This window comes from Pseudomonas sp. 05N433 (genome assembly GCF_056396925.1).
Genome location: NZ_JBFTML010000004.1, coordinates 31,811 through 57,858, shown reverse-complemented (window position 1 = coordinate 57,858; position 26,048 = coordinate 31,811). Strand labels below are relative to the sequence as shown.

The 26,048-nt window shown below is 61.5% G+C and carries 18 protein-coding genes and 1 pseudogene (1 of these 19 cut by a window edge); 11 read left to right on the top strand and 8 right to left on the bottom strand.

Annotated features, from left to right (window positions below; genetic code table 11):
- Positions 1–123: 123 nt before the first annotated feature.
- The 4 genes and pseudogenes from nagZ (at position 124) to AC1DIS_RS02400 (ending at position 2,745) form a co-directional block, all read left to right on the top strand.
- Positions 124–1,134 (top strand): beta-N-acetylhexosaminidase, encoded by a 1,011-nt coding sequence (gene nagZ, locus AC1DIS_RS02415; protein WP_019579917.1) that lies wholly within the window; start codon positions 124–126, stop codon positions 1,132–1,134.
- 12 nt (positions 1,135–1,146) lie between these two features.
- Complete coding sequence (locus AC1DIS_RS02410) at positions 1,147–1,884, top strand: S-methyl-5'-thioinosine phosphorylase (protein WP_019579918.1); 738 nt, start codon at positions 1,147–1,149, stop codon at positions 1,882–1,884.
- An 11-nt stretch (positions 1,885–1,895) separates the two neighbouring features.
- Positions 1,896–2,120: pseudogene (locus AC1DIS_RS02405) on the top strand (sigma-54-dependent Fis family transcriptional regulator); the annotation flags it as partial.
- A 370-nt stretch (positions 2,121–2,490) separates the two neighbouring features.
- Complete coding sequence (locus AC1DIS_RS02400; protein WP_018925324.1) at positions 2,491–2,745, top strand: DUF1652 domain-containing protein; 255 nt, start codon at positions 2,491–2,493, stop codon at positions 2,743–2,745.
- Between the two features lie 48 nt (positions 2,746–2,793).
- Here AC1DIS_RS02400 and AC1DIS_RS02395 read toward each other — a convergent pair whose 3' ends face one another.
- From AC1DIS_RS02395 to AC1DIS_RS02385, 3 genes are all read right to left on the bottom strand, one after another.
- A complete protein-coding gene (locus AC1DIS_RS02395) occupies positions 2,794–3,150 on the bottom strand; it encodes a hypothetical protein (protein ID WP_018925325.1) in 357 nt (118 codons plus the stop codon).
- Between the two features lie 250 nt (positions 3,151–3,400).
- A complete protein-coding gene (locus AC1DIS_RS02390; RefSeq protein WP_018925326.1) occupies positions 3,401–3,802 on the bottom strand; it encodes a lysozyme inhibitor LprI family protein in 402 nt (133 codons plus the stop codon).
- A gap of 59 nt (positions 3,803–3,861) precedes the next feature.
- Positions 3,862–4,782 (bottom strand): ADP-ribosylglycohydrolase family protein, encoded by a 921-nt coding sequence (locus tag AC1DIS_RS02385; RefSeq protein ID WP_018925327.1) that lies wholly within the window; start codon positions 4,780–4,782, stop codon positions 3,862–3,864.
- Positions 4,783–4,980: 198 nt separating this feature from the next.
- On the opposite strand from AC1DIS_RS02385, the gene AC1DIS_RS02380 reads away from it, so the two are divergent.
- Positions 4,981–5,469 carry an SRPBCC family protein gene (locus tag AC1DIS_RS02380; protein WP_018925328.1) on the top strand — a complete coding sequence of 163 codons (489 nt, stop codon included), beginning with the start codon at positions 4,981–4,983 and terminating at the stop codon, positions 5,467–5,469.
- A gap of 573 nt (positions 5,470–6,042) precedes the next feature.
- Here the strand turns inward: AC1DIS_RS02380 and AC1DIS_RS02375 are convergent.
- The gene (locus AC1DIS_RS02375) at positions 6,043–7,368 is read right to left on the bottom strand and encodes an aminotransferase-like domain-containing protein (RefSeq protein ID WP_258612435.1); all 1,326 of its coding nucleotides are present in this window, start codon (positions 7,366–7,368) and stop codon (positions 6,043–6,045) included.
- A gap of 89 nt (positions 7,369–7,457) precedes the next feature.
- Here AC1DIS_RS02375 and AC1DIS_RS02370 point away from each other — a divergent pair, with 89 nt between their 5' ends.
- Positions 7,458–8,087 carry a LysE family translocator gene (locus AC1DIS_RS02370; RefSeq protein WP_018925330.1) on the top strand — a complete coding sequence of 210 codons (630 nt, stop codon included), beginning with the start codon at positions 7,458–7,460 and terminating at the stop codon, positions 8,085–8,087.
- Between the two features lie 26 nt (positions 8,088–8,113).
- Positions 8,114–8,443, top strand: a complete 330-nt coding sequence (locus AC1DIS_RS02365) for an antibiotic biosynthesis monooxygenase (protein ID WP_477743774.1) — start codon at positions 8,114–8,116, stop codon at positions 8,441–8,443.
- Positions 8,444–8,479: 36 nt separating this feature from the next.
- Here the strand turns inward: AC1DIS_RS02365 and inhA are convergent, their stop codons facing one another.
- The gene (gene inhA / locus AC1DIS_RS02360; RefSeq protein ID WP_477748764.1) at positions 8,480–9,166 is read right to left on the bottom strand and encodes an isonitrile hydratase; all 687 of its coding nucleotides are present in this window, start codon (positions 9,164–9,166) and stop codon (positions 8,480–8,482) included.
- A 90-nt stretch (positions 9,167–9,256) separates the two neighbouring features.
- Between inhA and AC1DIS_RS02355 the strand changes: the two genes are divergently transcribed.
- Positions 9,257–10,249 carry a GlxA family transcriptional regulator gene (locus tag AC1DIS_RS02355; protein WP_477743773.1) on the top strand — a complete coding sequence of 331 codons (993 nt, stop codon included), beginning with the start codon at positions 9,257–9,259 and terminating at the stop codon, positions 10,247–10,249.
- Here the strand turns inward: AC1DIS_RS02355 and AC1DIS_RS02350 are convergent.
- Positions 10,218–11,108, bottom strand: a complete 891-nt coding sequence (locus AC1DIS_RS02350; protein WP_082920885.1) for an alpha/beta fold hydrolase — start codon at positions 11,106–11,108, stop codon at positions 10,218–10,220. The genes AC1DIS_RS02355 and AC1DIS_RS02350 overlap by 32 nt on opposite strands.
- A gap of 57 nt (positions 11,109–11,165) precedes the next feature.
- Positions 11,166–11,552: a hypothetical protein gene (locus AC1DIS_RS02345; protein WP_064619081.1), complete on the bottom strand. Its 387-nt coding sequence runs from the start codon at positions 11,550–11,552 to the stop codon at positions 11,166–11,168.
- 687 nt (positions 11,553–12,239) lie between these two features.
- Between AC1DIS_RS02345 and AC1DIS_RS02340 the strand changes: the two genes are divergently transcribed.
- Positions 12,240–12,614 carry a DUF6124 family protein gene (locus AC1DIS_RS02340; protein WP_086945112.1) on the top strand — a complete coding sequence of 125 codons (375 nt, stop codon included), beginning with the start codon at positions 12,240–12,242 and terminating at the stop codon, positions 12,612–12,614.
- A 99-nt stretch (positions 12,615–12,713) separates the two neighbouring features.
- Here AC1DIS_RS02340 and AC1DIS_RS02335 read toward each other — a convergent pair whose 3' ends face one another.
- Positions 12,714–14,537 (bottom strand): glycoside hydrolase family 15 protein, encoded by a 1,824-nt coding sequence (locus AC1DIS_RS02335; RefSeq protein ID WP_477743772.1) that lies wholly within the window; start codon positions 14,535–14,537, stop codon positions 12,714–12,716.
- Between the two features lie 193 nt (positions 14,538–14,730).
- Here AC1DIS_RS02335 and AC1DIS_RS02330 point away from each other — a divergent pair, with 193 nt between their 5' ends.
- Positions 14,731–15,468, top strand: coding sequence for a thioesterase II family protein (locus AC1DIS_RS02330; protein ID WP_477743771.1), 738 nt, complete (start codon positions 14,731–14,733; stop codon positions 15,466–15,468).
- Positions 15,469–15,764: 296 nt separating this feature from the next.
- Positions 15,765–26,048: the 5' portion of a non-ribosomal peptide synthetase gene (locus tag AC1DIS_RS02325; RefSeq protein ID WP_477780743.1), read on the top strand. It continues 2,088 nt past the right edge of the window; only the first 10,284 of its 12,372 coding nucleotides appear in the window; its start codon is at positions 15,765–15,767; its stop codon lies beyond the right edge, outside the window.

Below are 26,048 nucleotides of genomic sequence, written 5' to 3'. Positions count from 1 at the left end.
GCTAAGCTAGGCGCCCATGCCGACTCTCGTTTTGAACCCCCTCATTGATATCGCCGACCTGCCGGGCTCAGCCCATGGCGGCGAATTCGTGCGAGCCGGGTTTATCGTATTCAAGGAATTTCCATGACTGCTGGCCTGCAAGGCTCGTTGATGGTGGACGTCGCCGGTACCTGGCTGACGTCTGAAGATCGCCAATTGTTGCGCCAGCCCGAAGTGGGCGGCCTGATCATTTTTGCCCGCAACATCGAACACCCGCGTCAGGTGCGCGAATTGAGCGCCGCGATCCGCGCCATTCGTCCCGATCTGCTGCTGGCGGTCGACCAGGAGGGCGGTCGGGTTCAGCGGCTGCGTCAGGGCTTCGTGCGACTGCCCGCCATGCGCGCCATCGCCGACAACCCGAATGCCGAATACCTGGCCGAACAGTGCGGCTGGATCATGGCGACCGAAGTGCTCGCGGTCGGTCTCGACCTGAGCTTCGCCCCGGTGCTGGATCTGGATTACCAGCGCAGTGCGGTGGTCGGTACCCGTTCGTTCGAAGGTGATCCCGAGCGCGCAGCCTTGCTCGCCGGTGCATTCATCCGCGGCATGAACAGCGCCGGGATGGCTGCCACCGGCAAGCATTTCCCCGGTCATGGCTGGGCCGAGGCCGATTCCCACGTTGCGATTCCCAACGACGAGCGCAGCCTCGAAGAGATCCGCGCCAACGACCTGGTGCCATTCGCGCGATTGAGCAAGCAATTGGCCGCCGTCATGCCGGCCCACGTTATTTATCCACAAGTCGATTCCCAGCCTGCCGGCTTCTCCCGTCGCTGGTTGCAGGACATCCTGCGCGGCGAGCTGCAGTTTGATGGCGTGATCTTCAGCGACGACCTGTCGATGGCCGGTGCGCACGTGGTGGGCGATGCCGCCAGTCGCATCGAAGCGGCATTGACCGCCGGTTGCGACATGGGCCTGGTGTGCAACGACCGTGCGGCTGCCGAGTTGGCTTTGAGTGCCGCCCAGCGGTTGAAGGTCAAGCCTTCGGCGCGTATCGCGCGGATGCGTGGGCAGGCGTACGCCAGCACCGAATACCGTCAAGACCCGCGCTGGCTGACGGCCGTCGGCGCGCTCAAAGAAGCTCAATTGATTGATTAAGGACTTTTCGTTATGACGGTTTACGCGATTATCGGTGGCACCGGCCTGACTCAACTCGAAGGCTTGAGCATTCGTCAGTCATTGGCGGTGGACACCCCTTACGGTGCGCCTTCGGCCGAGGTGCAGATCGGTGAGTACGCCGGCAAGGAAGTACTGTTTCTCGCACGTCACGGCCACCCGCACCGCTTCCCGCCGCATCAGGTGAACTACCGCGCCAATCTGTGGGCCTTGAAGCAGGCCGGAGCTGAAGCGATTCTCGCGGTCAACGCCGTGGGCGGGATTCATGCCGCGATGGGCACCGGGCATTTCTGCGTGCCGCATCAATTGATCGACTACACCAGCGGTCGCGAACACACCTATTTCGCCGATGACCTGGAACACGTTACACACATCGACTTCAGCTATCCCTACAGCGAACCCCTGCGTCAGCGATTAATCGCGGCGTTGGCGGCTGAAGGCGTCGGCTATAGCAGCCATGGCGTGTACGCCTGCACTCAAGGGCCACGTCTGGAAACAGTTGCTGAAATCGCGAGGCTGGAACGTGACGGTTGCGACATCGTCGGCATGACCGGTATGCCAGAAGCTGCATTGGCGCGTGAACTGGAACTGGACTATGCCTGTCTGGCGCTGGTGGTGAACCCCGCGGCGGGCAAATCGACGGCGGTCATTACCATGGCCGAGATTGAACAGGCACTGCATGATGGCATGGGCAAAGTGAAGTCGACGCTGGCGCGGGTATTGAAAGGCTAAGCTCGACACTCTCGAGCGCCAGTCTCGACGGGCTGCTGGCGAGCAATCGGTTGTTGATCGATGCGGCGATGCCGGCCATCGACTATCTGGCCGATCGCCAAGGCAAGGAAGGGCTGATCATCCTCGCCAATTCCGACGCCACCATCCTCGCCGTCGAAGGTCGCGCCGACCGTCTCAAGGGCAGCGGCCTGCAAGACATCACCCTTGGCGCAGGGGCATGGTCTGGCCGTCGGCGGCCTCGACCCAGTCACCGCCAATGAGCATGCGCGGTGCGCGCTGGATGAACGCCGAGGTGGCGGGAAGCAGATAAGGGAGGGGCATGGCAAGACCTCTTGTTGTGCGTGAAAACGGGGGCTTGCTCAATGTTTGGCAATGGCTGTGCCAAGTGCCGGGAAGGGGCTGATCGCCCAGTGTCGGCGGGGTTTTGAGTGATGCGAGGGGGCGGGCGACTCGCTTGGAGGTGTCGCAAATCGCGACAGCCCGATGAGACGACGAGCAACCTGTCACAGCCTTGAGACACCCGCTAATGAGGATTAGAATTTTCAGGCTAAAGGGTGAAATGACGGAGCATTTGCCCGGCATCCATCTGGCGTGAGGGAGGTAGCGATGTTCCTATCACCCCTGGAAATCCAAAACATCATCGAGCAAAGTTTTCTGCCCGCCGTGTGCACCTGTAGCATGGAGGCAGACCAGTTCCTGACGATTCGGGTCTGCGATTGCATGACCGGCAAAGTGGATCTGGTGGCCACTCACGTACCGGTATGGACACTGGACAGTCCCCATGCAATTGCATCGCTGGTGGCTGATATGCGGTTGGAAATCGAGGCTCACAAAGGCGTTCACCCGACGTTCTACAGCTGAACCGATGTCACGCCGCACCTGTCGATGGTGCGGCGTGCGTCTGTCATGTCAGGACGGGATTTTTCGGGAAATCTCATCGAACGTGTCGTTGTCTACAGCCGCAAGCAACCTTCTTCCATCCTTGAGTGTGGCCAGAAAGGTTACCTCGGTTTCCTTGCCAGCCAACATGAAGCCGGCAATTGCGCCGATAGGCCCCAGCAACATGGCCCCCGCCACGCCGAAGCCGATGACATCCTTGATGTTGTTGATCGAATCCTCGTTGGCCACTTCTACACTCTTGAACAATGAGAGCGGGAGGGTGATGCCGGGCCACGGGTGAAGCGACGTCCTGAGCGTGAAAACGCCGTCTGTGTACTCTCCATCACCCTGCAGAAAGTCCCCCGCCAGGACCGTTATGCTTGCCATGTTCTTACCCTCTGACTGGCAATCGGTGAACCCACATTTCGCGCCTGCACTGCAGCATCGTCAATCGCCGGGCGATGAAGTGTTCCAGCCGGGGGCCTCTATGCTTGTCTCACACTGCAAACAGGTATCGCGATATTAGACGCGGGCGATCTCGTTCAGACGCGCCCATAAGCCAGTTATTTCAAGTAACTGATTGATTTTTATAGTGATCGTTAAGCTGGCACGCGGCGGCCTCAAGAACGCCGCAGCATCAAGCCTCAGGCACCGGGCAACTCAAATCCCCTTCCTTACACTTCAAGTAAGTCTTGAATGCTTCGACCCGCGCCTTGGTCAGCGCCGTGGTGCAGTTGCTATAGATCAGCGGGTAAACACTGCCTCCCTCCACTCCGGACGCCGAGAACTTGCACTCGGCATCGCGAAACGCAATCCATGAGCGCTGGGCACCGACCAACAGCTTCTTGGCGTCAGGGCTGTCCTTCAATCGCGTGGTGATCTGCTGGTAAAGCGCATTCAGCTCCTTGTCGGCCGCTTTGTTCTGCTGCGCCGCGCACTGATTCATCGTTGTCTGGTCGGTGGCGTTGTCGCAGTCGACGGCATGCGCAAGAGGGGTGAACAGCAGCGGCGTCAGTGCCAGGAGCAAGCGTGGGTGCATGGGAATTCTCGCTGTGACAATTGAAAAGAGGAGGTTGCAGTGTAGCGAAGACGCAGGCTTCAGCTTGTAGAAAGGGCGCCTGAAGCCGCGAGTAACTGGTCCGCACAAACCTGGATGTCAGCGCGCCTGTGCAACTTCGCCAGCCAGCCTTCAGGGATGGCCTGCGCACCATAGTGAGCCCCGGCCAACTGACCGACGATGGCGGCAGTGGTATCGGCGTCGTCACCCAGGTTCGCGGCTTCGAGGATGGCGGCTGCAAAACTGTCAGTGTGGTGAAAGCACCACAAGGCCGCTTCCAGTGATGCAACGCAGTAGCCGCTGCCCCGGATATCGTCTTTGGACTTGTCGAGGTAGTCGCCTCGGGCGATGGCCATGACTTTTGGTTCCAGGAATATTGTCTCTGGCAGGCGCTGCAAATCCGGCTTGGTGGCGCCTAGCAATGCCTTGCGGAGCAGTTCGGCAAGCAACTGACAGCATTCAAGTGCCTCCGGCGCGGCATGGGTAGTACGCGAACTGTCTACGGAAAACGTCCTGATCCGGTCGCGGTCGGGAAAGTAGTACAAGACTACCGGCGCCAGCCGCATCAGCGAACCGTTGCCCGCCGTGTCGGGATCGGAGGAGCCTGCGAATGGCTGACCGGTTTTCTGATAACGAGCCAGCGCGTCACGTACGGTCATGCCAATGTCGAAGCATTCGCCGGTCGAACTCTGGTAACCCCATTGCCACCAGTTGAGGTAACGGCCCATCTGGTCAGCCGCATCAAAACCTTTTTTGTTCAGCAGACTTTCAGCCAGGCAAAGTGCCATGGATGTGTCATCGGTCCATTGCCCCGGCTTCAGATTGAACGGGCCGCCGCCAACCATATCGGTCAGGGGCTCGAACGAGCCGCGTGGCTGGAATTCGACACTGGTGCCGATAGCATCTGCGCAAGCAAGCCCAAACAGGGTTGCGCGATAACGCTCCGTGAGTGAAGGCTGCATGAATCTTCCTTGTAAGGTTGCACGTCGTTGCAAACGTTAGCAGTTTCAATCCGTTGACTGTGCCTTTCAAACCAGAACTTATGGCCAAAATCGAGGCCGAATATTTCAGGTACGGTTGATTGCATCAGCCGTTTGATACAACTTTTAGGTTGGTCTTCTGGTCTTTACGGGCCTACTGTTCAATACAGGAGGTGACTTATGAACCCAGCATCAGATCGCATCGAAAGGAAGATCCTGCTCAAGGCGCCGCGCTCGCGGGTCTGGCGCATGCTGGCCAATGCCGAAATGTTCGGACAATGGTTCGGCGTGGCACTCGAAGGCAAGCGCTTTGTCGCCGGCGAGTGGACCCAGGGGCAGATTACGTATCCTGGTTATGAGCACTTGTTGTGGAATGTACTGGTGGAGCGGGTCGAGCCGGAGCGGGTGTTTTCGTTTCGCTGGCACCCGTATGCGGTGGAGCCGGAAGTCGATTACTCTCAGGAGCCCACCACGCTGGTGAAATTCGAACTCCAGGACATGGACGAAGGCACGCTGTTGACGGTCGTCGAGTCCGGTTTCGATCACGTTCCCCAGTCGCGCAGGCTCAAGGCTTTCCGCATGGACAGCCGTGGCTGGGATGAGCAGATGAACAACATCGAACAGTTTCTGGCAGAAAACACCAAGGCCCACGAGCGTCAGGGAAGTTGATGGCTGCAAGCCGCGAAATTCGCGGCTTCGGCCCATGATGGTTGATACGTCCAAGGGTTTTCGGAAGGGTGGCTATAGCGAATGTCTTACACGCGGTAGTAGCTATATCGTCTATTGCTGATTGGATCCGAAGCGTAATCTAGCCCCATCAACTGAAGCACAGGAAGTGCTCAGGGTCACGGATGATCGACCATAAGCAAGGATTGCTGCCGACAGGGAGTCGATATGGTCTTGGGAAAACCCGCTTCGGCGGGTTTTTTTTCGTCTGCAGGAAACTGCGACCGATCGCCCGTACCTGTACCCGTACTAGTAGCAGCTGCCGAACGCAGCCTTCGGCAGCTGCTACAGGGGCTGCTTTCAGGTGCTGAATGGTCAATGGCTTACACGCAGCCGCTGTTATGTCGTCTTTTGAAGCTTCGCCAATGTGTTTAATCTGGATCCATCAACTGAACACAGGACGTGTTCAGGATCACGGATGATCGACCATACGCCAGGATGGCTGCCGACAGGATGTCGCAATGGTCTTGAGAAACCCGCTTAGGCGGGTTTTTTTATGGGTGTCAGAAAAGTCCGTCAGATGTCCACGACTTCACGCAGAGTCTCCAGGGCGCGCTTCAACACGTCGAGGCTGATCGATCCCATGGCCACCCGCAGTGCAGGAGGCACATGAGTGGTCGTGGCAAAGGGTGCGGCGCTGGTCACCTGCACACCTTTTCGTTCCAGCTCGGCAACCACCGTTTCGGCCCGCAAGCCTTCGGGCAATCTGAGCCAGAGGTAGTAGGAAGCGGGATGCGCCACCAGTTCGCAGTTTTTCAGGATTTGCCGAGCCAGGTCCTGTCGCTGCCGGGCGTCCAGGCGTTTTTGCTCTTCGAGGTTGTCGACTTCGCCGCTATCGATCCAGCGGCAGGCCAGCGCGACGGTCAGCGACGGGGTGCTCCATGTCGACACTCGGATGGCTTGCTCCAGCGCCGGCATCATCGCTTTCGGTGCAACGATGAAACCGATGCGCAGGCCCGAGGCAACGCTTTTCGACAGGCCGCTGATGTACAGCGTGCGCTGCGGGGCCAGGGTAAACAGCGGTTTGGGGGCCGGTTCTGCGAGGAAGGCATAGGCGCCGTCTTCGATGATCAGAAAGTCGTATCGCTCGGCCAATTGCACCAGGCGTTCACGGTCGGCGATGGACATCACCGTCCCCAACGGATTGTGCATCGTCGGCATGCTGTAGAGCGCCCGCACGGGGCGCCGCTTGCACAGCGCTTCCAGGGCGTCGAGGTCGGTGTGCCCGGCGATTTGCGGGAGGGCTTCGAGGTCCAGCCGATGGGCCTGGGCCAAGGTTTTCAGGCCGGGGTAGGTGAGGGCGTCGAGGGCCAGAATATCTCCCGGCTTGAGCAGTGCCATCAGCGTCACGGCAAGACCTTGCTGGGCGCCGTTGACGATCAGAACCTGATCGCCCCCCACCCGAATGTCCCGATTGCGTAAATGCCGGGCCGCCGTCTGCCGTTCATGCGGCCGCCCGCCCTGAGGCGCGGAATGCAATAGCGCATCGATATCCCCGGAGGCGGCAATCGCTCGCAAACCCTCGCGCAATAACTCGTCCTGACCGGGTACCGACGGGTAATTGAAGGTCAGGTCCACCGTGCCGATGCCCAGTGGTTGCTGTTCCAACCCCAGTCCGCGAGGCAAGGACGTGTCGCGCACAAAGGTGCCACGACCGGTCTCGCCGACCACCAGGCCGATCGCCTCCAACTCGTGATAGACCCGCAAAGCCGTGGCCAGGGCGATCCGTTCGCTCTGCATCAACGCGCGAATGGTCGGCAATTGTGTGGCGGGTGGCAGTTCACCGCTGCGAATCTTCCCGGCGAACTGATCCACCAGGCGTTTGTAGCGAATACGGGTCATGGGTGAGCGCTCTTTGTATCTGGATCAATTTTTTGTTTGTATCAGATTGGCGCTCTAATCTACAGGCTTTCCAGGACGGAGACTTCGCTGTGATTGACCCTGCGACCTTATCGATTTTCGTCGGCGCGGTGATGCTGTTGCTGCTGTCACCCGGGCCGAACATGGCCTTCGTAATCAGCCATGGTGCCAGTTATGGCTGGCGCGGCGGTGTGGCGTCGGGATTGGGCATTGGCCTGGCCGATCTGATCCTGACGGCGCTGACCGCGATGGGGGTTACGGCACTGGTTGCCAGTTGGCCACCGGCCTTCGACCTGATCCGTTATGCCGGCGTTCTGTATCTGCTGTGGCTGGCGTTCAAGGCGTTGCAAAAGCCATCGGCCAGCGGCACGTCGGATGTTGCGCAGGTGCCGCTCAAGACCCTGCTGATCCGGGCGATGCTCAACAGCCTGCTGAACCCCAAGGCCTTGCTGTTTTTCATGGTGTTCCTGCCGCAATTCGTTAACGCGCAACGAGGCTCGATTGCCGTACAGCTGGTGCTGCTGGGCATGGTGCTGACCCTGGTCAGTGGCGTGTTTCACACCCTGCTCGGGGTTTTCGGCAGCACGGTCAGCCGGCGTATTTCCAGCACGTCGACATTCGCCACATGGCAGTCATTGGGGCTGGCCGCGGTATTGCTGTTGCTCGCCGTCAGGCTGGCCCTGATGACACGTCCGGCCTGACTCATTCACTGAAAAGGAACCTCTACATGTACATCGCATCGTTTATCTACAAACCCGGGCAACGAGACGAGGAGTTCAACCTGTTGAGCACGTTGATCGACGAAGTCGCGATCAGCATCGAAGGGTTCGTCGGTACCCAGTCCTGGTGCTCGGCCGATGGCGAAATGGTCAACGCCAGTTACTACTGGCAGGACGAAACCTCTATCCGGGAATTCGCCAGCCACCCCAGGCACCTGGAGGCCAAGCGCCAGTACCGCAAGTGGTATGCGGGTTATCAAGTGGTGATCGCTAAAGTGGAGCGGGCTTATGGCGATGACTCGTTCGAGCTGTTTGTGCCGAATGGCCGGCGTGAGTGACTGGCTGCGGGGGATAGCCCCCCGCGGCCATCTCTTTCACTGGAGGTCGAGTTTCGCCGCTGCACGTTCGGTGATTTCCGTACGTAATTTCAACGACCCGGCAGCACGTTTACGGGCTTCCTCCAGTACGCCGGCTGGCGCTGTCTCGGGGCTGCCCGAAGCAAACGGCGGTGCCGGGGCGTATTCCAGCTGCAATTGCACCAGTTGCGCGGTGTCCTTATCGAACAATTCAGCGGCCAGGGTCAGGGCAAAATCGATTCCCGCGGTGATCCCGCCACCGGTCAGCAGATTGCCGTCGCGCACCACCCGATCCTTCACCGGGATCGCCCCCAACAGCCCGAGCAACTCGTGATACGCCCAGTGCGTGGTGGCGCGCTTGCCCTTGAGCCGCCCTGCCGCGCCAAGCACCAGGGCACCGGTGCAGACCGAGGTGACATACCGCGCCGTGGCGGCCTGAGTCTTGATGAAGGCCAGGGTTTGTTCATCCTCCATCAATGGGCCGACGCCGCCACCTCCGGGAATGCAGATCACATCCAGCGGCGGGCAATCGTCGAAGGTGATGGTCGGTTTCAACACCAGCCCGGTACTCGCGGTGACGGGCACCAGGTCTTTCCAGATCAGATGCACCTTCACGTCCGGCAGCGAGGCCAGCACGTCATATGGGCCGGTCAGGTCCAGTTGTTGAACCTGTGGAAACAACAGTAAACCGATCTGCAACGTCATGGCGTTTTTCTCCTGATTGGGGTGGACGGCTTCACTGTAGGCTCGTAGGATTTGGCGAATACGCCAATAACCCCACGAATTACGCCAATCATGCCAAACCACCCGAAAACCATTCATGTGCTGGCCTTCGCCAACGTGCAAGTGCTCGATGTCACCGGGCCGTTGCAGGTGTTTGCCTCGGCCAATGACATTGCCCGCCAGCAAGGTCTGCCGCCGCCCTATGCGCCGTCAGTGATTGCCAGCGGTGGCGGGGCGGTGATGTCGTCGGCGGGGTTGGCACTGTTGGCAGAACCGCTGCCGAATCGGGGCAGCGACACCTTGATCATTGCCGGTGGCTGGGGCGTTTACGCGGCGGCGCAGGACGCGTCGCTGGTGGGGTGGGTGCGTGAGCATGCGCGAGATTGCCGGCGGGTGTCGTCAGTGTGTACCGGGGCGTTTTTGCTGGCGGCCAGCGGCTGGCTTGATGGTCGACGGGTGGTGACGCACTGGACCCGCTGCGAGCAATTGGCGCAGCAGCATCCCAAACTGCAGGTCGAACCCAACCCGATCTTCATCAACGACGGTCCGGTCTGGACCTCGGCCGGGGTTACCGCGGGCATTGACCTGGCGCTGGCCATGGTCGAACAAGACCTCGGCCGAACCATGGCCCTCGAAGTCGCCCGGCAACTGGTGGTGTTTCTCAAGCGTCCGGGGGGCCAGTCGCAGTTCAGCGTGACCCTGTCTTTGCAGAAAGAAGGCAACCGATTCGACGAGCTTCACGCCTGGATCAGCGAAAACCTCACCAAGGACCTTGGCATCCCGACCTTGGCCTTGCAGGCCGGGATGAGCGAGCGCAGCTTCGTCCGTCACTACCGCGCCGACACCGGCCAGACCCCGGCGCGGGCCATAGAACTGATTCGGGTCGAGACCGCGCGACGACTGCTCAGCGACACCGGCGTACCGATCAAACGGGCCGCGATGCAATGCGGGTTTGGTAGCGAAGAGACCCTGCGCCGCAGTTTTCTGCGGGCCATGGGCGTGACACCGCAGGCTTATCGCGAGCGGTTTTCCGTCAGCCCTTCAGCAGATCCAGTATTGCCTTGAGCGTCGCCTCGGGCGCTTCCTCGGGAATGTCATGCCCGACGCCCGCCAACACTCGGCGTTCGTAGGGGCCGGTAAAATGCTCGGCGTCTTCATCGACTTCAGGCGCGGGTCCCACACCGTCATCGGCACCGCACAGGGAAATTGTCGGCACGCTGATTGCCGGTTGTCGGGTCAGCGCTTCTTCCATCCATTCCAGCGTCGGGTCGCCGGGCGCATACATGAACCGGTGCCGGTACGAGTGAATTACTACGTCGACGAAATCCGGATTATCGAAGGCTGGCGCGCTCAAGGGATATCGTTCGGCATTTTGCGCCCAGGTCGGTGACCACAGGCGCCAGAGCAGTTCGCACAGGGCCCGGCGGTTTTGGGTCAAGCCTTCCACGCCGCGCGGGGTGTGGAAGTAATACTGATACCAGAGACGATGTTCAGTCTGCGGATCCAGAGGCTGGGTGGAGCGGGGGATGTTCTGCAGGTTGTAACCGTCCCCGGTCACCAGGCAGCGCACCCGCTCCGGCCTTAGCGCCGCGACAATGCACGCCGCCCGACCACCCCAGTCGTAACCGCACAGCGCGGCCTGTTTGATGGCGAGGGCGTCCATCAGGTCCAGTAAATCCTGGGCGAGGGCGGCCTGCTGGCCAGAGCGCAGGGTGGCGGGGGAGTTGAAACGGGTCGGGCCGTAGCCGCGCAGGTACGGGACGATCACACGGTAGCCCTTTGCGGCGAGGGCTGGCGCGATGTCGTCGTAGGCGCGGGGGGAGTAGGGGAAACCGTGCAGAAGGATGACTGGGTCACCGGTGCTGGGGCCGTGTGTTTCGCAGGCAATATCGAGGTTTGGCGTCAGGACATGTTGGATCTGCATTCGATGCTCCATGGGCTGTCTATCAACGGCTGATTCAGATCGACCCGGGCTCTTTCCTCAGGCTTCCACGTCCATCTGATTGAAGTACTTCGACCGATCCGGCGTAAATGTCACGACCATTTTGGTCCTGGAACAGGTCAACGCCCGTTCTGCGCTCAGATCAATATCCAGATCTTCCCCGCGTAACCCTTGCCATTGGGCGAGGTATTTGAGGGATCCGTATTTTTCGAGTTTCTTCAGGCTGCGGCTGACGCCACCTTTCCAACCCAGCACCGGGAGTTCGCCGGTGAGGCATTGGTGGGCGAGGTCGGGGAAGCGGGCGGCGCGCTGACGGCCGATTTCCCAGCATTTGATCAAGCCTTTGTCGGGGCCTTCCCACAGTTCAGTCCGATTCAGGCCTGATCGGAGTGGGACGTTGATGCTGCGATGGATGCGCTGGGTCATTCTGGTTCCTTGAATTCGGGTTTTGTTGGACAGCTCCGCTGTGCCCGTTGAGCGTGGATGGTAGGGATGGATGTAGGTGCTGGCAACAAGGTATTTCCGGATGTAGGAATCAGTTACCAAGTGTTGATTGGGCAGTTTTGTTTAGTAAATGTAGGTGTTCGACCTACACGATCCTGTGGCGAGGGTGCCTGCCCCCGTTCGGCTGCGCAGCAGTCGCTGAGCCAGTAAATACGGTGCTTCTGGAGGAATGTGGTTGCAGATTTCAGGGCCGCTGCGCGCCCCAACGGGAGCAAGCTCCCTCGCCACAGGAGGTCAGCCCTGCCAGGCAGAGTGTGTTTAAGTTCACCGCGGGTAGGTCTTGATCCTACAAAAAGTGTCGTAAAAGTGGATATTTCCGACGAGTTTTGGCGGTTGTTGGTTAGGAAAGGGAGCCGATAGGCTTTGGGGGTCGTTGCAAATTCAGCGACCGGGCGTCGCAGTCCGTTCAGTTCATTTGGTGCATAATCGCCGCCGCCCAACCAACGCTCCTTCGGAGTGTGTCGTTTGGTCTTATGGTGGCTGTGCGCGGGATACCTTCGGGTATGCCGGGTTTCCAAATGACTCGGTCTGCGACCCCGCGTACAGCTGCCTCCCTCCATCGCGTCGCAGCGATCAGTGGCAGCTCAACTTCTCATTTGGAGTGTCACCATGTTCAAAGCCACACCGAATCCCCCAGAAACCGACGACGTTTCGCCCTATGAATCCCTCGATTCGAAAAAACTCCACGACGCTGCCGAACGCGCGCTCGACCACTACCTCAAACCCACCCCGAAAAAAACCGAAGGTCGTAAGCCAAGCAGGATGTTTCTGGTTGCGCCGGATATGGATAACGAAAGTCTGCTGGCCCATGTCTGCGAATCACTGGCCTCAGCCAGCGTCATGACCAGCGACATTGCCGCTTATGTCGACGCCCCACAGCGGCATACGCTCCTGGCGATTCAGCAAGTCATCATGCTGGCCGAGCTGGCAGTGAATCGGGTGCTGGATAACGTCGACGTACCGAAGCCTGCGCCACACAGCTGATCCCTCGTCATCGCGAGCAAGCTCGCTCCCACATTGGACTCGAATTGAACCCGGTTCCGTGTAGGAGCGAGGCTTGCCCGCGAAGCAGTCACCTCAGTCTCAAGGCTGCCAGAAGTTCTTCTCCCCACTCAACTTCCGATCCAGAAAGCTCGCCGCGCTGATCAGCGCCAGGTGCGTCAGTGCTTGCGGTGTATTGCCCAAATGCCGCGCGTGGCTGTCTAGCTCTTCGGCGTACAGCCCCAGCGGGTTGGCGTACCGCATCAATTGTTCGAACTCCAGGTGCGCCTTTTCTATCTGGCCGGCGCGGGCCAGGCATTCGACGTACCAGAACGAGCAGGCGGCGAAGGCGCCTTCGGTGCCGGGCAGGCCGTCGATCTGGCTGTCGTCGTTGCGGTAGCGGTAGACCATGCCCGCGCGCACCAGGTGTTTCTCGATGGCTTCGAGGGTCGCGATCCAGCGCGGATCCTTGGCGCTGACGAAGCGCACCAGCGGCATCAGCAGCATCGAGCCGTCGAGGCCGGTGCCGCCGATGTGCTGGACGAAATGCCCGCGTTCTTCGTTCCAGAAGTTGCTCCAGATGTCGGCGTAGATCGCTTGACGGGTCTGGTCCCAACGGGCGAACGGGGCGGGCAGCGAGCGTTTGGAGGCCAGCCGGATGGCCCGATCCAGCGCCACCCAGCACATCAGTCGCGAGTGCAGGAAATGATGCTGCTCGCCGCGCATTTCCCAGATGCCAACGTCCTTTTGCTGCCAGGTTTCGCAGACCTGATCGACCACTTCCACGGTGTGTTTCCAGCCTTCATGGGAGATCGCTTCACCGTACTTGTTGACCAGGTACACCGCGTCCATCAGCTCGCCGAAGATGTCGAGCTGGATTTGTTCGTAGGCCTGATTGCCGATGCGCACCGGCGTCGCACCGCCATGGCCGGACAGGTGCGCAAGTTCGACTTCCGGCAACTCCTGGCGGCCATCGATGGCGTAGAGAATATTGAGTTTCATCGGTTTACCACGGCAATCACTGACCCTGCCGCGCAGCCAGCGCATGTAGGCGTTGGCTTCCTCGACGAAGCCCAGGCGCATGAAGGCGTAGACGGTGAACGAGGCGTCGCGGATCCAGGTGTAGCGGTAGTCCCAGTTGCGTGTGCCGCCAGGTGTTTCCGGCAGACCGAAGGTGGCGGCGGCGAGGATGGCGCCGTGTTTGCGCGAGGTCAGCAGCTTCAGCGCCAGGGCCGAGCGATTGACCATTTCCCGCCAGCGCCCGCGGTAATTGGACTGGCCGATCCAGTCGCGCCAGAACTTCAGGGTGCGCTCCAGGCACAGATCGGCGGCGCCTTCCTTGAAGCGCGGATCGTCAACGCCGCCGAGCAAAAACTCGGCGCTCTGGCCCTGTTCGAGGGTGAATTCGGCAATCGCTGCGTTGCCCTCGACGCGCAAGGGCTGATCCGCACACAGCTGCATGGGCGGCTGACCGGTGGCCTCGAAATACACACTGCGGCCGCGCGCCCGCGCCTTGGTGTGAGCCCGCGCATAGTCATGACGCAGGTTGCACAACATATGAATCGTCGCTTGACCGCTGACCACGCGCACCCGGCGCATCAACATCGGCAAATCATCCTCGCTGTCGCCGATGGGCAGCAGGTCGGTGACTTCGACCACCGCATGATCGCTGAGCCAGCGGGTTTGCAAGACGTTGGTGTCGGGCAGGTAAATCTGCTCGCGGCGGGCGTCGGGCAAGTCCGGAGCCAATTGGAAGATGCCGGCTTCGGGGCTGTCCAGCAGCGAGCAGAAGATCGACGGGCTGTCGAATTCCGGCCAGCAGAAAAAGTCCACGCTGCCCTTGTCGTTGACCAGCGCCGCGCTGCGCATGTCGCCAATGATGCCGTGGGCGTCGATCGCGCTTTGTCGTTCGGAAGGATCAGCCATTGCCGCAGAACTCCGGGAATCGAGGGCTTAACCAGCTGACTGGTTTAAGCCACGGAGAGTTCATTTGGCGACGAACCGGCCTTCACACTCAACCAATAATTCGACGCTTTCTCCCAGACGGGATATACCGGCGCCGACTAATTTGCGCCCCTCGCGGGTCGTCTTCCCTTACAGACGACTTTTTGAGGTAAACGTGGTGACCAAGCTGACCCTGCTGTGCCTGCCGTATTCTGGCGCCAGTGCCATGGTCTACAGCCGTTGGCGACGCAAGTTGCCGCAGTGGCTGCAGTTGCAACCGGTGGAGCTGCCGGGGCGGGGCGCACGGTTTGGCGAACCGCTGCACACCGACATGCGCGCGCTGGCGATGCAATTGGCCAGGGAGTTGCGTTCGACGCTCAAGGCGCCCTATGCACTGTTTGGCCATAGCCTGGGCGCCTTGCTCGCGTGTGAGCTGGCCCACGCCTTTCGTGCGTTGGGTTGCCCGGAGCCGGTGGCGCTGTTTGCCTCGGGAACGGCGGCGCCAACAATGCGGGCCGATTACGATCGCGGCTTTGCCGAGCCGAAAACCGATGCGCAGTTGATCGAGCAGCTACGCACGCTCAATGGCACCAGCGAAGAGGTGCTGGCCAATGAAGAGCTGATGAGCCTGACACTGCCGATTCTGCGTGCGGATTTTCTATTGTGTGGGCGTTTTCAGCCGGTGCAGCGGCCATTGCTCAAGTGCCCGGTGCATGTGCTGGGTGGCAAGGCCGACAAGGCCACCACTGAGCAGTTGATCGGCTGGAGCAGGGAAACCCTCGGCAGCTTTTCGGTGGACATGTTGGCCGGTGGGCACTTCTTCATTCATGAGCACGAAGCCAAGGTGCTGCGGGTGATCAAGGATCAGCTGGAGGTTCACCATCGGCGGCATGCCTTGGTTGCAACTGCCTGAACATCCGCCCGGTTTCACCCTGTGAGCGAGCCTTTGTGGCGAGGGGGCTTGCCCCCGTTCGGCTGCGAAGCAGTCGTAAGCCCTATGCATGCGGTTTGACTTTGAAATGCCGGGGGCGCTTCGCACCCCAACGGGGGCAAGCCCCCTCGCCACACAAGGGTTACGGTCATCTGTGTTTCCTCGCTCGACCTTCCTTCCTGATACTTGTTCTCAAGCGCTAATTTTTCCAGTCTGCATTCGTTTCATAGGGACGACGTGCCTTTGTGCTTCCTGCCTACTGATCCGGATGCTAAGAAATGAATGCTGAAGACTCCTTGAAACTTGCTCGCCGGTTTATCGGGTTGCCCCTGGAAAAGCGCCAGATGTTCCTTGCGGCCTTGCACAWGGAGGGCGTGGACTTCGCCCGTTTTCCGATTCCGCAAGGGGTCGAGGCCGAGGACCGGCAAGCGCTGTCCTACGCCCAGCAGCGCATGTGGTTCCTCTGGCAACTGGACCCGCACAGCGGCGCCTACAACTTGCCGGGCGCAGTGCGCCTGACTGGGCAACTGAACCTGCCGGCCCTGGAGCAAGCGTTCGCCAGCCTGGTGGCGCGTCATGAAACCCTGCGCACGGTGTTCCAGCGCCAGGCCGACGAGTCCCTGCAACAGGTACCTGCCAGTGCGCCGTTGGTGATCGAGCAAATTGATTTCAGCGCGCTGCCAACCCTTGAGCGCGAACAGGCCGTGGCCGAGGCCGCCCAGCAGCAATCGTTGCTGCCGTTCGATTTGGCCGTCGGGCCGCTGCTGCGGGTCAAGCTGCTCAAGCTCGCCGAGCAGGAGCACGTGCTGCTGCTGACCCTGCACCACATCGTTTCTGATGGCTGGTCGATGAACGTGTTGATCGACGAGTTCATCCGCTGCTACGACGCCCATGATGCCAGCGTGCAACCGCAGCTCGCGCCGTTGCCGATTCAATACAGCGACTACGCCTTGTGGCAACGCCGCTGGCTGGAGGCCGGCGAGCAGGCGCGGCAGCTGGAATACTGGCAAGCCCAATTGGGCTTCGAGCATCCGGTGCTGGAGCTGCCCACCGATCACCCGCGCCCGGCGATGCCCAGCTATCGCGGCACGCGTTATGAGTTCGGCGTCGACGGCCCACTGGCCGAGCAACTGCGAGCCACCGCGCAGAAGCACAACATCACCTTGTTCATGCTGTTGTTCGGCGCATTCAACGCGTTGCTGCACCGTTACACCGGGCAGACCGACATCCGCGTCGGCGTGCCGATCGCCAACCGCAATCGCGGCGAAATCGAAGGCCTGATCGGTTTCTTCGTCAACACCCAAGTGCTGCGCACCCGGCTCGACGGCCAGACCCGCGTGGCGGATTTGCTCAGTGACATCAAGGAAACCGCCCTCGGCGCCCAGGCCCATCAGGACTTGCCATTCGAGCGGCTGGTGGAAGCGTTGAAGCTGGAGCGTAGCCTCAGCCATACGCCGTTGTTCCAGGTGATGTACAACCATCAGCCGCAGGTGGCAGACATTTCCACGGTAACCACCGCCTCGGGCCTGGAGCTGGGCGTGATCGAATGGGAAGGGCGCACCACCCAGTTCGACCTGACCCTGGACACCTATGAAAAGGCCGGCACACTGCATGCCGCGCTGACCTATGCCAATGATCTGTTCGATGCGCCGACCATCGAGCGCGTGGCGCGGCACTGGACCCATTTGCTGCACGGCATGGTCAACGACAGCCAGCAGCGCATCAGCGATTTGCCGATGCTTGAAGCCGAGGAATACCAACGCATCGTCCATGATTGGAACCGCGCTGACGAAGGTTTCGCCGATGATCTGTGCATTCATGGGCTGATCGCCAGGCAGGTCGCGGCCATGCCGGACGCGCTTGCGGTGACCTTCGCGGCCAAGCAACTGACTTACGCCGAGCTCGACAGCCGCGCCAACCACCTCGCCCACAAGCTGATCGAGTTGGGTGTGGGGCCGGAAGTGCGGGTCGGCGTGGCGATGCAGCGTTCCGACAGCTTGCTGGTAGCGCTGCTGGCGGTGCTCAAGGCCGGTGGCGCTTATGTGCCATTGGACCCGGATTATCCAGCCGACCGCGTGGCCTACATGCTCGACGACAGCCGCGCGTTGGTGCTGCTGACCGAGCAGGCTGTTGCGGCAACATTGAACGTCACTGCGGGCACTCAAGTGCTGTTGATGGACAACGCCGAGCCATGGCTGGCCACTTACCCAAGCAGCGCTCCGGTCACTCGCGTCACGCCGGATAACCTCGCTTATGTGATCTACACCTCCGGCTCCACCGGCAAGCCCAAAGGCGTGGCCATCGCCCATCGCAACGTGCTGGCGCTGATCGACTGGTCGCAATCGGTGTACAGCCGCGACGATATTCAGGGTGTGCTGGCCTCGACCTCGGTGTGTTTCGACCTGTCGGTGTGGGAGCTGTTTGTCACCCTGGCCAACGGCGGTTCGGTGATCATCGCCCGCAACGCGCTGGAGCTGCCGCAATTGCCGGCCCGCGATCAGGTGCGCCTGATCAACACGGTGCCATCGGCGATCAATGCGCTTCACAGTGCCGAGCAGATTCCGCCGGGCGTGCGCATCATCAACCTCGCCGGTGAGCCGCTGAAGCAGTCGCTGGTCGACGCGCTGTATCAGCAACCGACCATCGAGCACGTCTACGACCTCTACGGCCCATCGGAAGACACCACCTATTCCACCTGGACTCGCCGCCAGTCCGGCGGCAGCGCCAACATCGGCCGACCGCTCAAACACACCGCCAGCTATTTGCTCGACGCCGATCTGCAACCGGTGCCGCAGGGCGTATCGGCTGAGCTGTACCTGGCCGGTGCGGGCATCACCCGGGGTTACTTGGCGCGACCGGGCATGACTGCCGAGAAGTACGTGCCGAACCCCTTTGCCAGCAACGGCGAGCGTCTGTATCGCACCGGTGATCTGACCCGCTATCAGGTCGACGGCGCGCTGCAATACGTCGGTCGCATCGACCATCAGGTCAAGGTTCGTGGTTTCCGCATCGAGCTGGGTGAGATCGAAGCGCGGCTGTTGCAGCAGGACGCGGTACGCGAACTGGCGGTGCTGGCTCAGGATGGCGCCAGTGGTCAGCAACTGGTCGCCTACATCGTGCCGACCGATGCCGCGGTGTTGGCGGATGATGCCGACGCTCAAGCGAGCCTGCGCGAAACCCTGAAAGCCGCGCTGCGCCAACATTTACCGGACTACATGGTCCCGGCGTATCAGCTGTTCCTCGAACAATTGCCGTTGACCCCCAACGGCAAGCTCGACCGCAAGGCCTTGCCTGCGGTCGACGGCTCCCAGCAACAACGTGAACACGTGGCGCCACGCACGGCGCTGGAAAAGTCGCTGGCAACGATCTGGCAAGACATCCTGGCCATCGACAATGTCGGCCTGGAAGACAACTTCTTCGAGCTGGGCGGCGACTCCATTGTGTCGATGCAAGTGGTCAGCCGCGCGCGTCAGGCGGGCATCCTGTTGAGCCCCAAAGACCTGTTCCAGTACCAGACCCTCCGCAGCCTGGCGCAAGTGGCCCGCAGCGGCGAACAGAAGCTGATCGATCAAGGTCCGGTTGTTGGCGCGGTGGCCTTGGCGCCGGTGCAGCACTGGTTCTTCGAGCAAGCCATTCCTGAGCGTCATCACTGGAACCAGTCGCTGCTGCTGGTGCCGCGCGAAGCGCTGGATGTCGGGGCGCTGGATCAGGCGTTGGCGCAGTTGTTCCAGCATCACGATGGGTTGCGTCTGCGTTATCAACAGACCGACGCCGGTTGGCAGCAGGCCTATGGCGCAGCGTCTGTTGAGTCGGTGTTGTGGCAACGCTCGGCGCAATCGCTCGAAGAACTGAATGCGTTGTGCGACGAAGCCCAGCGCAGTCTTGATCTGGGCAACGGCCCGTTGCTGCGAGCGTTGTCGGTGCAGATGGCCGACGGCACTCAGCGGCTGCTGCTGGTGATTCACCACTTGGCGGTGGACGGTGTGTCGTGGCGGGTATTGCTGGAGGATCTGCAGCAGTTCTATCGCCAGGCACGCGACGGCTCGACGCTGACGACGGCGGTGAAAACCAGTTCATACCAGCGCTGGGTGGCGCGTCTGCAAAGCCACCTGCCAACGTTCCACAACAGTGTCGATTATTGGCAGGCGCAACTGCGCGATGCGCCGCAAACCGACTTGCCGTGCGACCGCCCAGACGGTGCACTGCAAAACCGTTTCGAGCAGAAAGTCGAACTGACCTTCGATGCCGAACAAACCCGCAAACTGCTGCAACAGGCGCCGGCGGCTTATCGCACTCAGGTCAATGATCTGCTGCTGACCGCGTTGGCGCGGGCCGTGTGCCGCTGGACCGGGCAGGGCAGCACGCTGATCCAGCTCGAAGGCCACGGCCGCGAGGACCTGTTCGACGACATCGATTTGACCCGCACTGTCGGCTGGTTCACCAGTCTGTTCCCGGTCAACCTGAGCCCGGTCGGCGACCTCGGCGCATCGATCAAAACGGTCAAGGAGCAACTGCGCGCGGTGCCGGACAAAGGACTGGGCTACGGCGTGCTGCGCTATCTGGGCGACTCGCAGGTTGGCGCCGCACTGGCAGCCATGCCGCAACCGCGCATCACCTTCAACTACCTGGGGCAGTTCGACCGTCAGTTCGACGAAGCGGCGTTGTTTGTGCCGTCCAGCGAAGGCAGCGGTGTGGCCCAGGATCCGTCGGCGCCGTTGGCCAACTGGCTGACGGTCGAAGGCCAGGTGTACGGCGGCGAGCTGTCGATGAGCTGGGCCTTCAGCCGCGAGATGTTCGACACCACGACCATCCAGCAGCTGGTTGATCAATACGCTGTCGAACTCAACGCATTGATCGAGCATTGCTGCACCCTTGAGGTGCCACAGGCCACGCCGTCGGACTTCCCGCTGGCGCGCATCACCCAGGCACAACTCGAGGCATTGCCGGTGGCCATCGGCCAACTCGACGACCTCTATCCGCTGTCGCCGATGCAGCAGGGGCTGTTGTTCCATACCCTGTACGAGCAGGCGGCGGGTGAATACATCAATCAGTTGCGGGTGGATGTGCAAGGCCTCGAACCGGAGCGTTTCCGCGCCGCCTGGCAGGCCACGGTCGATGCACAGGACATCTTGCGCACAGGTTTTGTCTGGCAAGGCGAACTGGAACAACCGGTGCAGATCGTCCACAAGCAGGTGCAGTTGCCGTTCACCGTGCTCGACTGGCGTGAGCGTGACGATCAGCTTCAGGCCCTGAATGAACTGGCCAATGCCGAGCGCCAACAAGGATTCGACCTGAGTCAGGCGCCGTTGCTACGACTGGTGCTGGTGCACACCGCAGCCGATCGCTGGCAGCTGATTTACACCCATCACCACATCCTGATGGACGGCTGGAGCAACTCGCAGTTGCTCGGCGAAGTCTTGCAGCGTTACAGCGGTCGCGTACCGATGGCCACCGGCGGGCGCTATCGCGATTACATCGCTTGGTTGCAGCGTCAGGATGCGCAACTGAGCCAGGACTTCTGGCGCGAGCCATTGGCCTCCTTGCAAGAGCCGACCCGACTGGCGCGGGTGGCGTCCGGCAACGAAAGCCTGAGCGGACATGGCGACCACTTCCAGACCCTGGACATCAGTCGCACCCAAGGCCTTGAAGCCTTTGCCCGGCAACAGAAAGTCACCCTCAACACGTTGGTGCAAGCCGCGTGGCTGCTGTTGTTGCAACGCTACACCGGTCACCCAACCGTGGCGTTCGGCGCCACGGTGGCCGGGCGACCGGCAGACTTGTCCGGCATCGAGCAAGCGGTCGGCTTGTTCATCAATACCTTGCCGGTGATCGGCACGCCGCGTCCGGACCAAAGCGTCGGCCACTGGTTGCAAGCGGTACAGGCGCAAAACCTCAGCCTGCGCGAGTTCGAGCACACGCCGCTGGCGGACATTCAACGCTGGGCCGGGCAGGGCGGCGAAGCGCTGTTCGACAACATTCTGGTGTTCGAGAACTACCCGATTGCCCAGGCGCTGCAACAGGGCGCGGAGCAAGGCGTGGTGTTCGGCGATGTCGCCAACCTCGAGCAAACCCATTATCCGTTGAGCGTGGCCGTGACATTGGGCCAGACCCTGGCGCTGCATTACAGCTTCGACCGGGCGCATTTCTCAGCGTCCACGATCGAACGCATCGCTGCGCACCTGCTGCAACTGTTGGAGCAGTTCGCCGAGTCGGCCGAACGCAATCTTGGTGAAATTGCCCTGGCCAGCGCCGCCGAACAGGCGCAGCAACAGGCCGATAACCAGCCGCAGCCGTACCCGGTGAATGTCGCCGTGCACCAACGCATCGCCGAACTCGCCGCCCAGCGCCCGGAGCGCACGGCGGTGATTTTCGCCGGCCAGCGGTTCAGCTATGGCGACATCGACCAACGCGCTAATCAGTTGGCCCACGCCCTGATCGCGCGGGGTGTCGGCCCGGAAAGCCGGGTCGGCGTGGCCTTGCCGCGCAGCGAAGGGGTGATTGTCGCGCTGCTGGCGGTGCTCAAGGCCGGCGGTGCCTACGTGCCGCTGGACACCAGTTACCCGCGCGAGCGTCTGGCTTATCTGATCGAGGATTCGGGGCTGGCGCTGTTGATCACCGATTCGTCGGTTTCTGTGCAGTTGCCGGTGGATGATGCGGTCCCGGTGCTGGAGCTCGACCGTCTCGATCTGCGCAGCCAATCCCTCACCGCGCCCAAGGTGCCGCTCGATCCGCAGAACCTCGCTTACGTCATTTACACCTCCGGCTCCACCGGTAACCCCAAAGGCGTGAGCGTCGCCCATGGCCCGCTGGCGATGCACTGCCAGGCCATTGGCGAACGCTATGAAATGCGTGACAGCGACTGCGAATTCCACTTCATGTCCTTCGCCTTCGACGGCGCCCATGAGCGTTGGCTGACCAACCTGACCCACGGCGCTTCGCTGCTGGTTCGCGACGACAGCCTGTGGACCCCGGAACAGACCTACAACGTCATGCGCGAACACGGCGTGACGGTGGTGGCGTTCCCGCCGGTCTACCTGCAACAACTGGCCGAACACGCCGAACGTGAAGGCCATCCGCCGAAGGTGCGGATCTACTGTTTCGGCGGCGATGCCGTGCCCAACGCCAGTTTCGAGCGGGTCAAGCGTGCGCTCGATCCGGACTACATCATTAACGGCTACGGCCCGACCGAAACCGTGGTCACGCCGCTGATCTGGAAGGCCGGGCGCGACGTGCAGTGCGGCGCGGCCTACGCGCCGATCGGCAGTCGCATCGGCGACCGCAGCGCTTACGTGCTGGACGCCGACCTGAACCTGCTGCCCCAAGGCATGGCCGGTGAGCTGTACCTGGGCGGCACCGGCCTGGCCCGGGGTTACCTGAACCGTCCGGGCCTGACGGCGGAGCGCTTTGTCGCCGATCCGTTCAGTGCGGTCGGTGGCCTGCTGTACCGCACCGGCGACCTGGTGCGGCAACGCGCCGACGGCACGTTCGATTACCTGGATCGCATCGACAACCAGGTGAAAATTCGCGGTTTCCGCATCGAACTGGGGGAAATCGAAGCGCGCCTGCAAGCCCTCGAAGGTGTGCGCGAAGCCGTGGTGGTTGCCCAGGAAGGCACCGCCGGCAGCGGCAAGCGCCTGGTGGCTTATGTGGTCGCCGATGCGTTCAATGCCGAACGGGCCGATTTCGCTGACAGCCTGCGCGAGCAACTTAAAGTCGCGCTGCCGGCGCACATGGTCCCGGCGTATTTGCTGCTGCTTGAGCGCCTGCCGCTGACCCCCAACGGCAAACTCGACCGCAAGAACCTGCCCAAGCCGGACATCAGCCAATTGCAGCAAGCCTATGTGGCGCCGCAAAGCGCACTGGAGCAGCAACTGGCGACAATCTGGCAAGACGTGCTGAAACTCGATCAGGTCGGTTTGAGTGACAACTTTTTCGAACTGGGCGGCGATTCGATCATCTCGATTCAAGTGGTCAGCCGCGCCCGTCAGGCCGGCATCCGCTTCACGCCAAAAGACCTGTTCCAGCACCAGACCATCCAGGCACTGGCCACGGTGGCGCGGTTGGGTGAGCAGGCTCAGGTCATCGATCAGGGGCCGGTCACAGGCGATCTGGTGTTATTGCCGGTGCAGCAGGCGTTCTTCGAACAGACCATCCCCGAGCGTCAGCACTGGAACCAGGCGGTGATGCTCAAGCCGACGCAAAAACTGAACGCCAATGTGCTTGAGCAGGCGTTGGGCGCGCTGGTTGTGCACCACGATGGCTTGCGCTTGAGTTTCGTCGAACAGGCCGAGGGCTGGCAGGCGCAATACCGTGCGCCGGGCAGCCAGACCGAGGCGTTGCTCTGGGCGGTTGACGTCGCCGACGCCACGGCACTGGAAGCGGTGGCCAATGAGGCGCAACGCAGCTTGAACCTGCAGCACGGGCCGCTGCTGCGCGCGGTGCTGGCGAACCTCGATGACGGCACTCAGCGCCTGTTGCTGGCGATCCACCATCTGGTGGTGGACGGCGTGTCGTGGCGGATTCTGTTTGACGATCTGCAAACCGCTTACCGTCAGCTGTTGAGCGGCGAGCCCCTGCAATTGCCGGCCAAAACCAGTGCGGCCAAGGTCTGGGCCGAGCACCTGCAAACCTACGCCCGCAGTGCTGAATTGCGCAGCGAACTGGCCTGGTGGCAACAGCAGTTACACGGCGCCGACGTGGCGTTGCCGGTGGACAATCCCGAGGGCGGGCAGCAGAACAAGCATGCACTGACGGTGCGCACGCAACTGAACAAGGAAATGACCCGGCAACTGCTGCAAGACGCCCCGGCGGCGTATCGCACGCAGGTCAACGACCTGCTGCTGACCGCTCTGGCCCGCGTGATGGTGCGCTGGACCGGGACCGACAGCGCATTGATTCAGCTCGAAGGTCATGGCCGTGAAGAGCTGTTCGACGGCGTTGACCTGACCCGCACCGTCGGCTGGTTCACCAGCCTGTACCCGGCCAAACTGACGCCGGTCGCTGACCTCGGTGGCTCACTGAAACAGATCAAGGAACAGCTGCGCGCGATCCCGAACAAGGGCCTCGGTTTTGGTGCGCTGGCCCATCTGGGTGACGACGCTGCACGTCAAATCCTCAGCCAATTGCCGGTGCCGTGCCTGACCTTCAATTATCTTGGCCAGTTCGACGGCAGCTTCACCGAAGCCGACGGCGCCTTGTTCGTACCGTGCAGTGACGCGGCCGGTGATGAACTGGATGCTCGTGCGCCATTGGCCAACCAGTTGGCCCTCAATGGTCAGGTGTATGGCGGTGAACTGAACCTGGGCTGGACCTTCAGTCGCGAACGGTTCAATGAGGCGACCATTCAAGCGCTGGCCGACGATTACGCACTGGAACTGCAAGCGATGATCGCCCATTGCTGCCAGGCCGGTCAGCACGGCGTTACCCCGTCGGACTTCCCGCTGGCGCGCTTGAGCCAGGCACAACTGGACGGTTTGCCGCTGACGCCGCAATCGATCGAAGACCTGTATCCGCTGTCGCCGATGCAGCAGGGCATGTTGTTCCATGCCGTGTACCAGGAAACCACCGGTGATTACATCAACCAGATTCGCCTGGACGTCGACGGGCTCGACCCCGAGCGTTTCCATCAGGCCTGGCAAGCGGCGGTAGAGGCCCACGACATTCTGCGCACGCGCTTTGTCTGGCAGGGCGAACTGGAAAACCCGGTGCAGGTGGTCAGCAAATACGCGCAGATGCCTTACAGCCTGCACGATTTACGCGCCCATCCGCAGCGCGATCAGGCCTTGCAGACGCTCGCCGACACGGAACGCCAAGCCCTCAACTTGAGCGCGCCGACCCTGTTGCGGCTGGTGATTACGCGCATCGACGACCACCGTCATCACCTGATCTACACCAACCATCACATCCTGATGGACGGCTGGAGCAACTCGCAATTGCTTGGCGAAGTGCTACAGCGTTACCGCGGCCAGTTCAACGCCGCTCACAGCGGACGTTACCGCGATTACATCGCCTGGCTGCAACGCCAGGATACGGCAGCCAGCGAAGCGTTCTGGACCCCGGCGCTGCTGGCGCTGGAAGAGCCGACGCGCCTGGCCCAGACCGTCGCAATGCCGCAAGCGTCTACCGAAACCCAAGGTTACGGCGATCACTTCCAGGTGCTGGAGGCCGATCAAACCCTGCGTCTGGGCGAGTTCGCCCGGGCCGCGAAAGTCACGGTCAACACGCTGGTGCAGGCGGCCTGGTTGCTGCTGTTGCAACGCTACACCGGTAAGAACACCGTGGCCTTCGGCGCGACGGTCGCCGGTCGTCCGGCGGACTTGCCGGGTGTCGAGCAGCAGATCGGGCTGTTCATCAACACCTTGCCGGTGATCGCCAGTCCACGGGCCGAGCAATCGCTTACTGGTTGGCTGCAAGCGGTGCAGGCGCAAAACCTGGCCTTGCGCGAGTTCGAACACACCGCGCTGTTCGATATTCAGCGCTGGGCCGGGCAGGGCGGTGAAGCGCTGTTCGACAACATTCTGGTGTTCGAGAACTACCCGATTGCCCAGGCCCTGGAGCAGGGC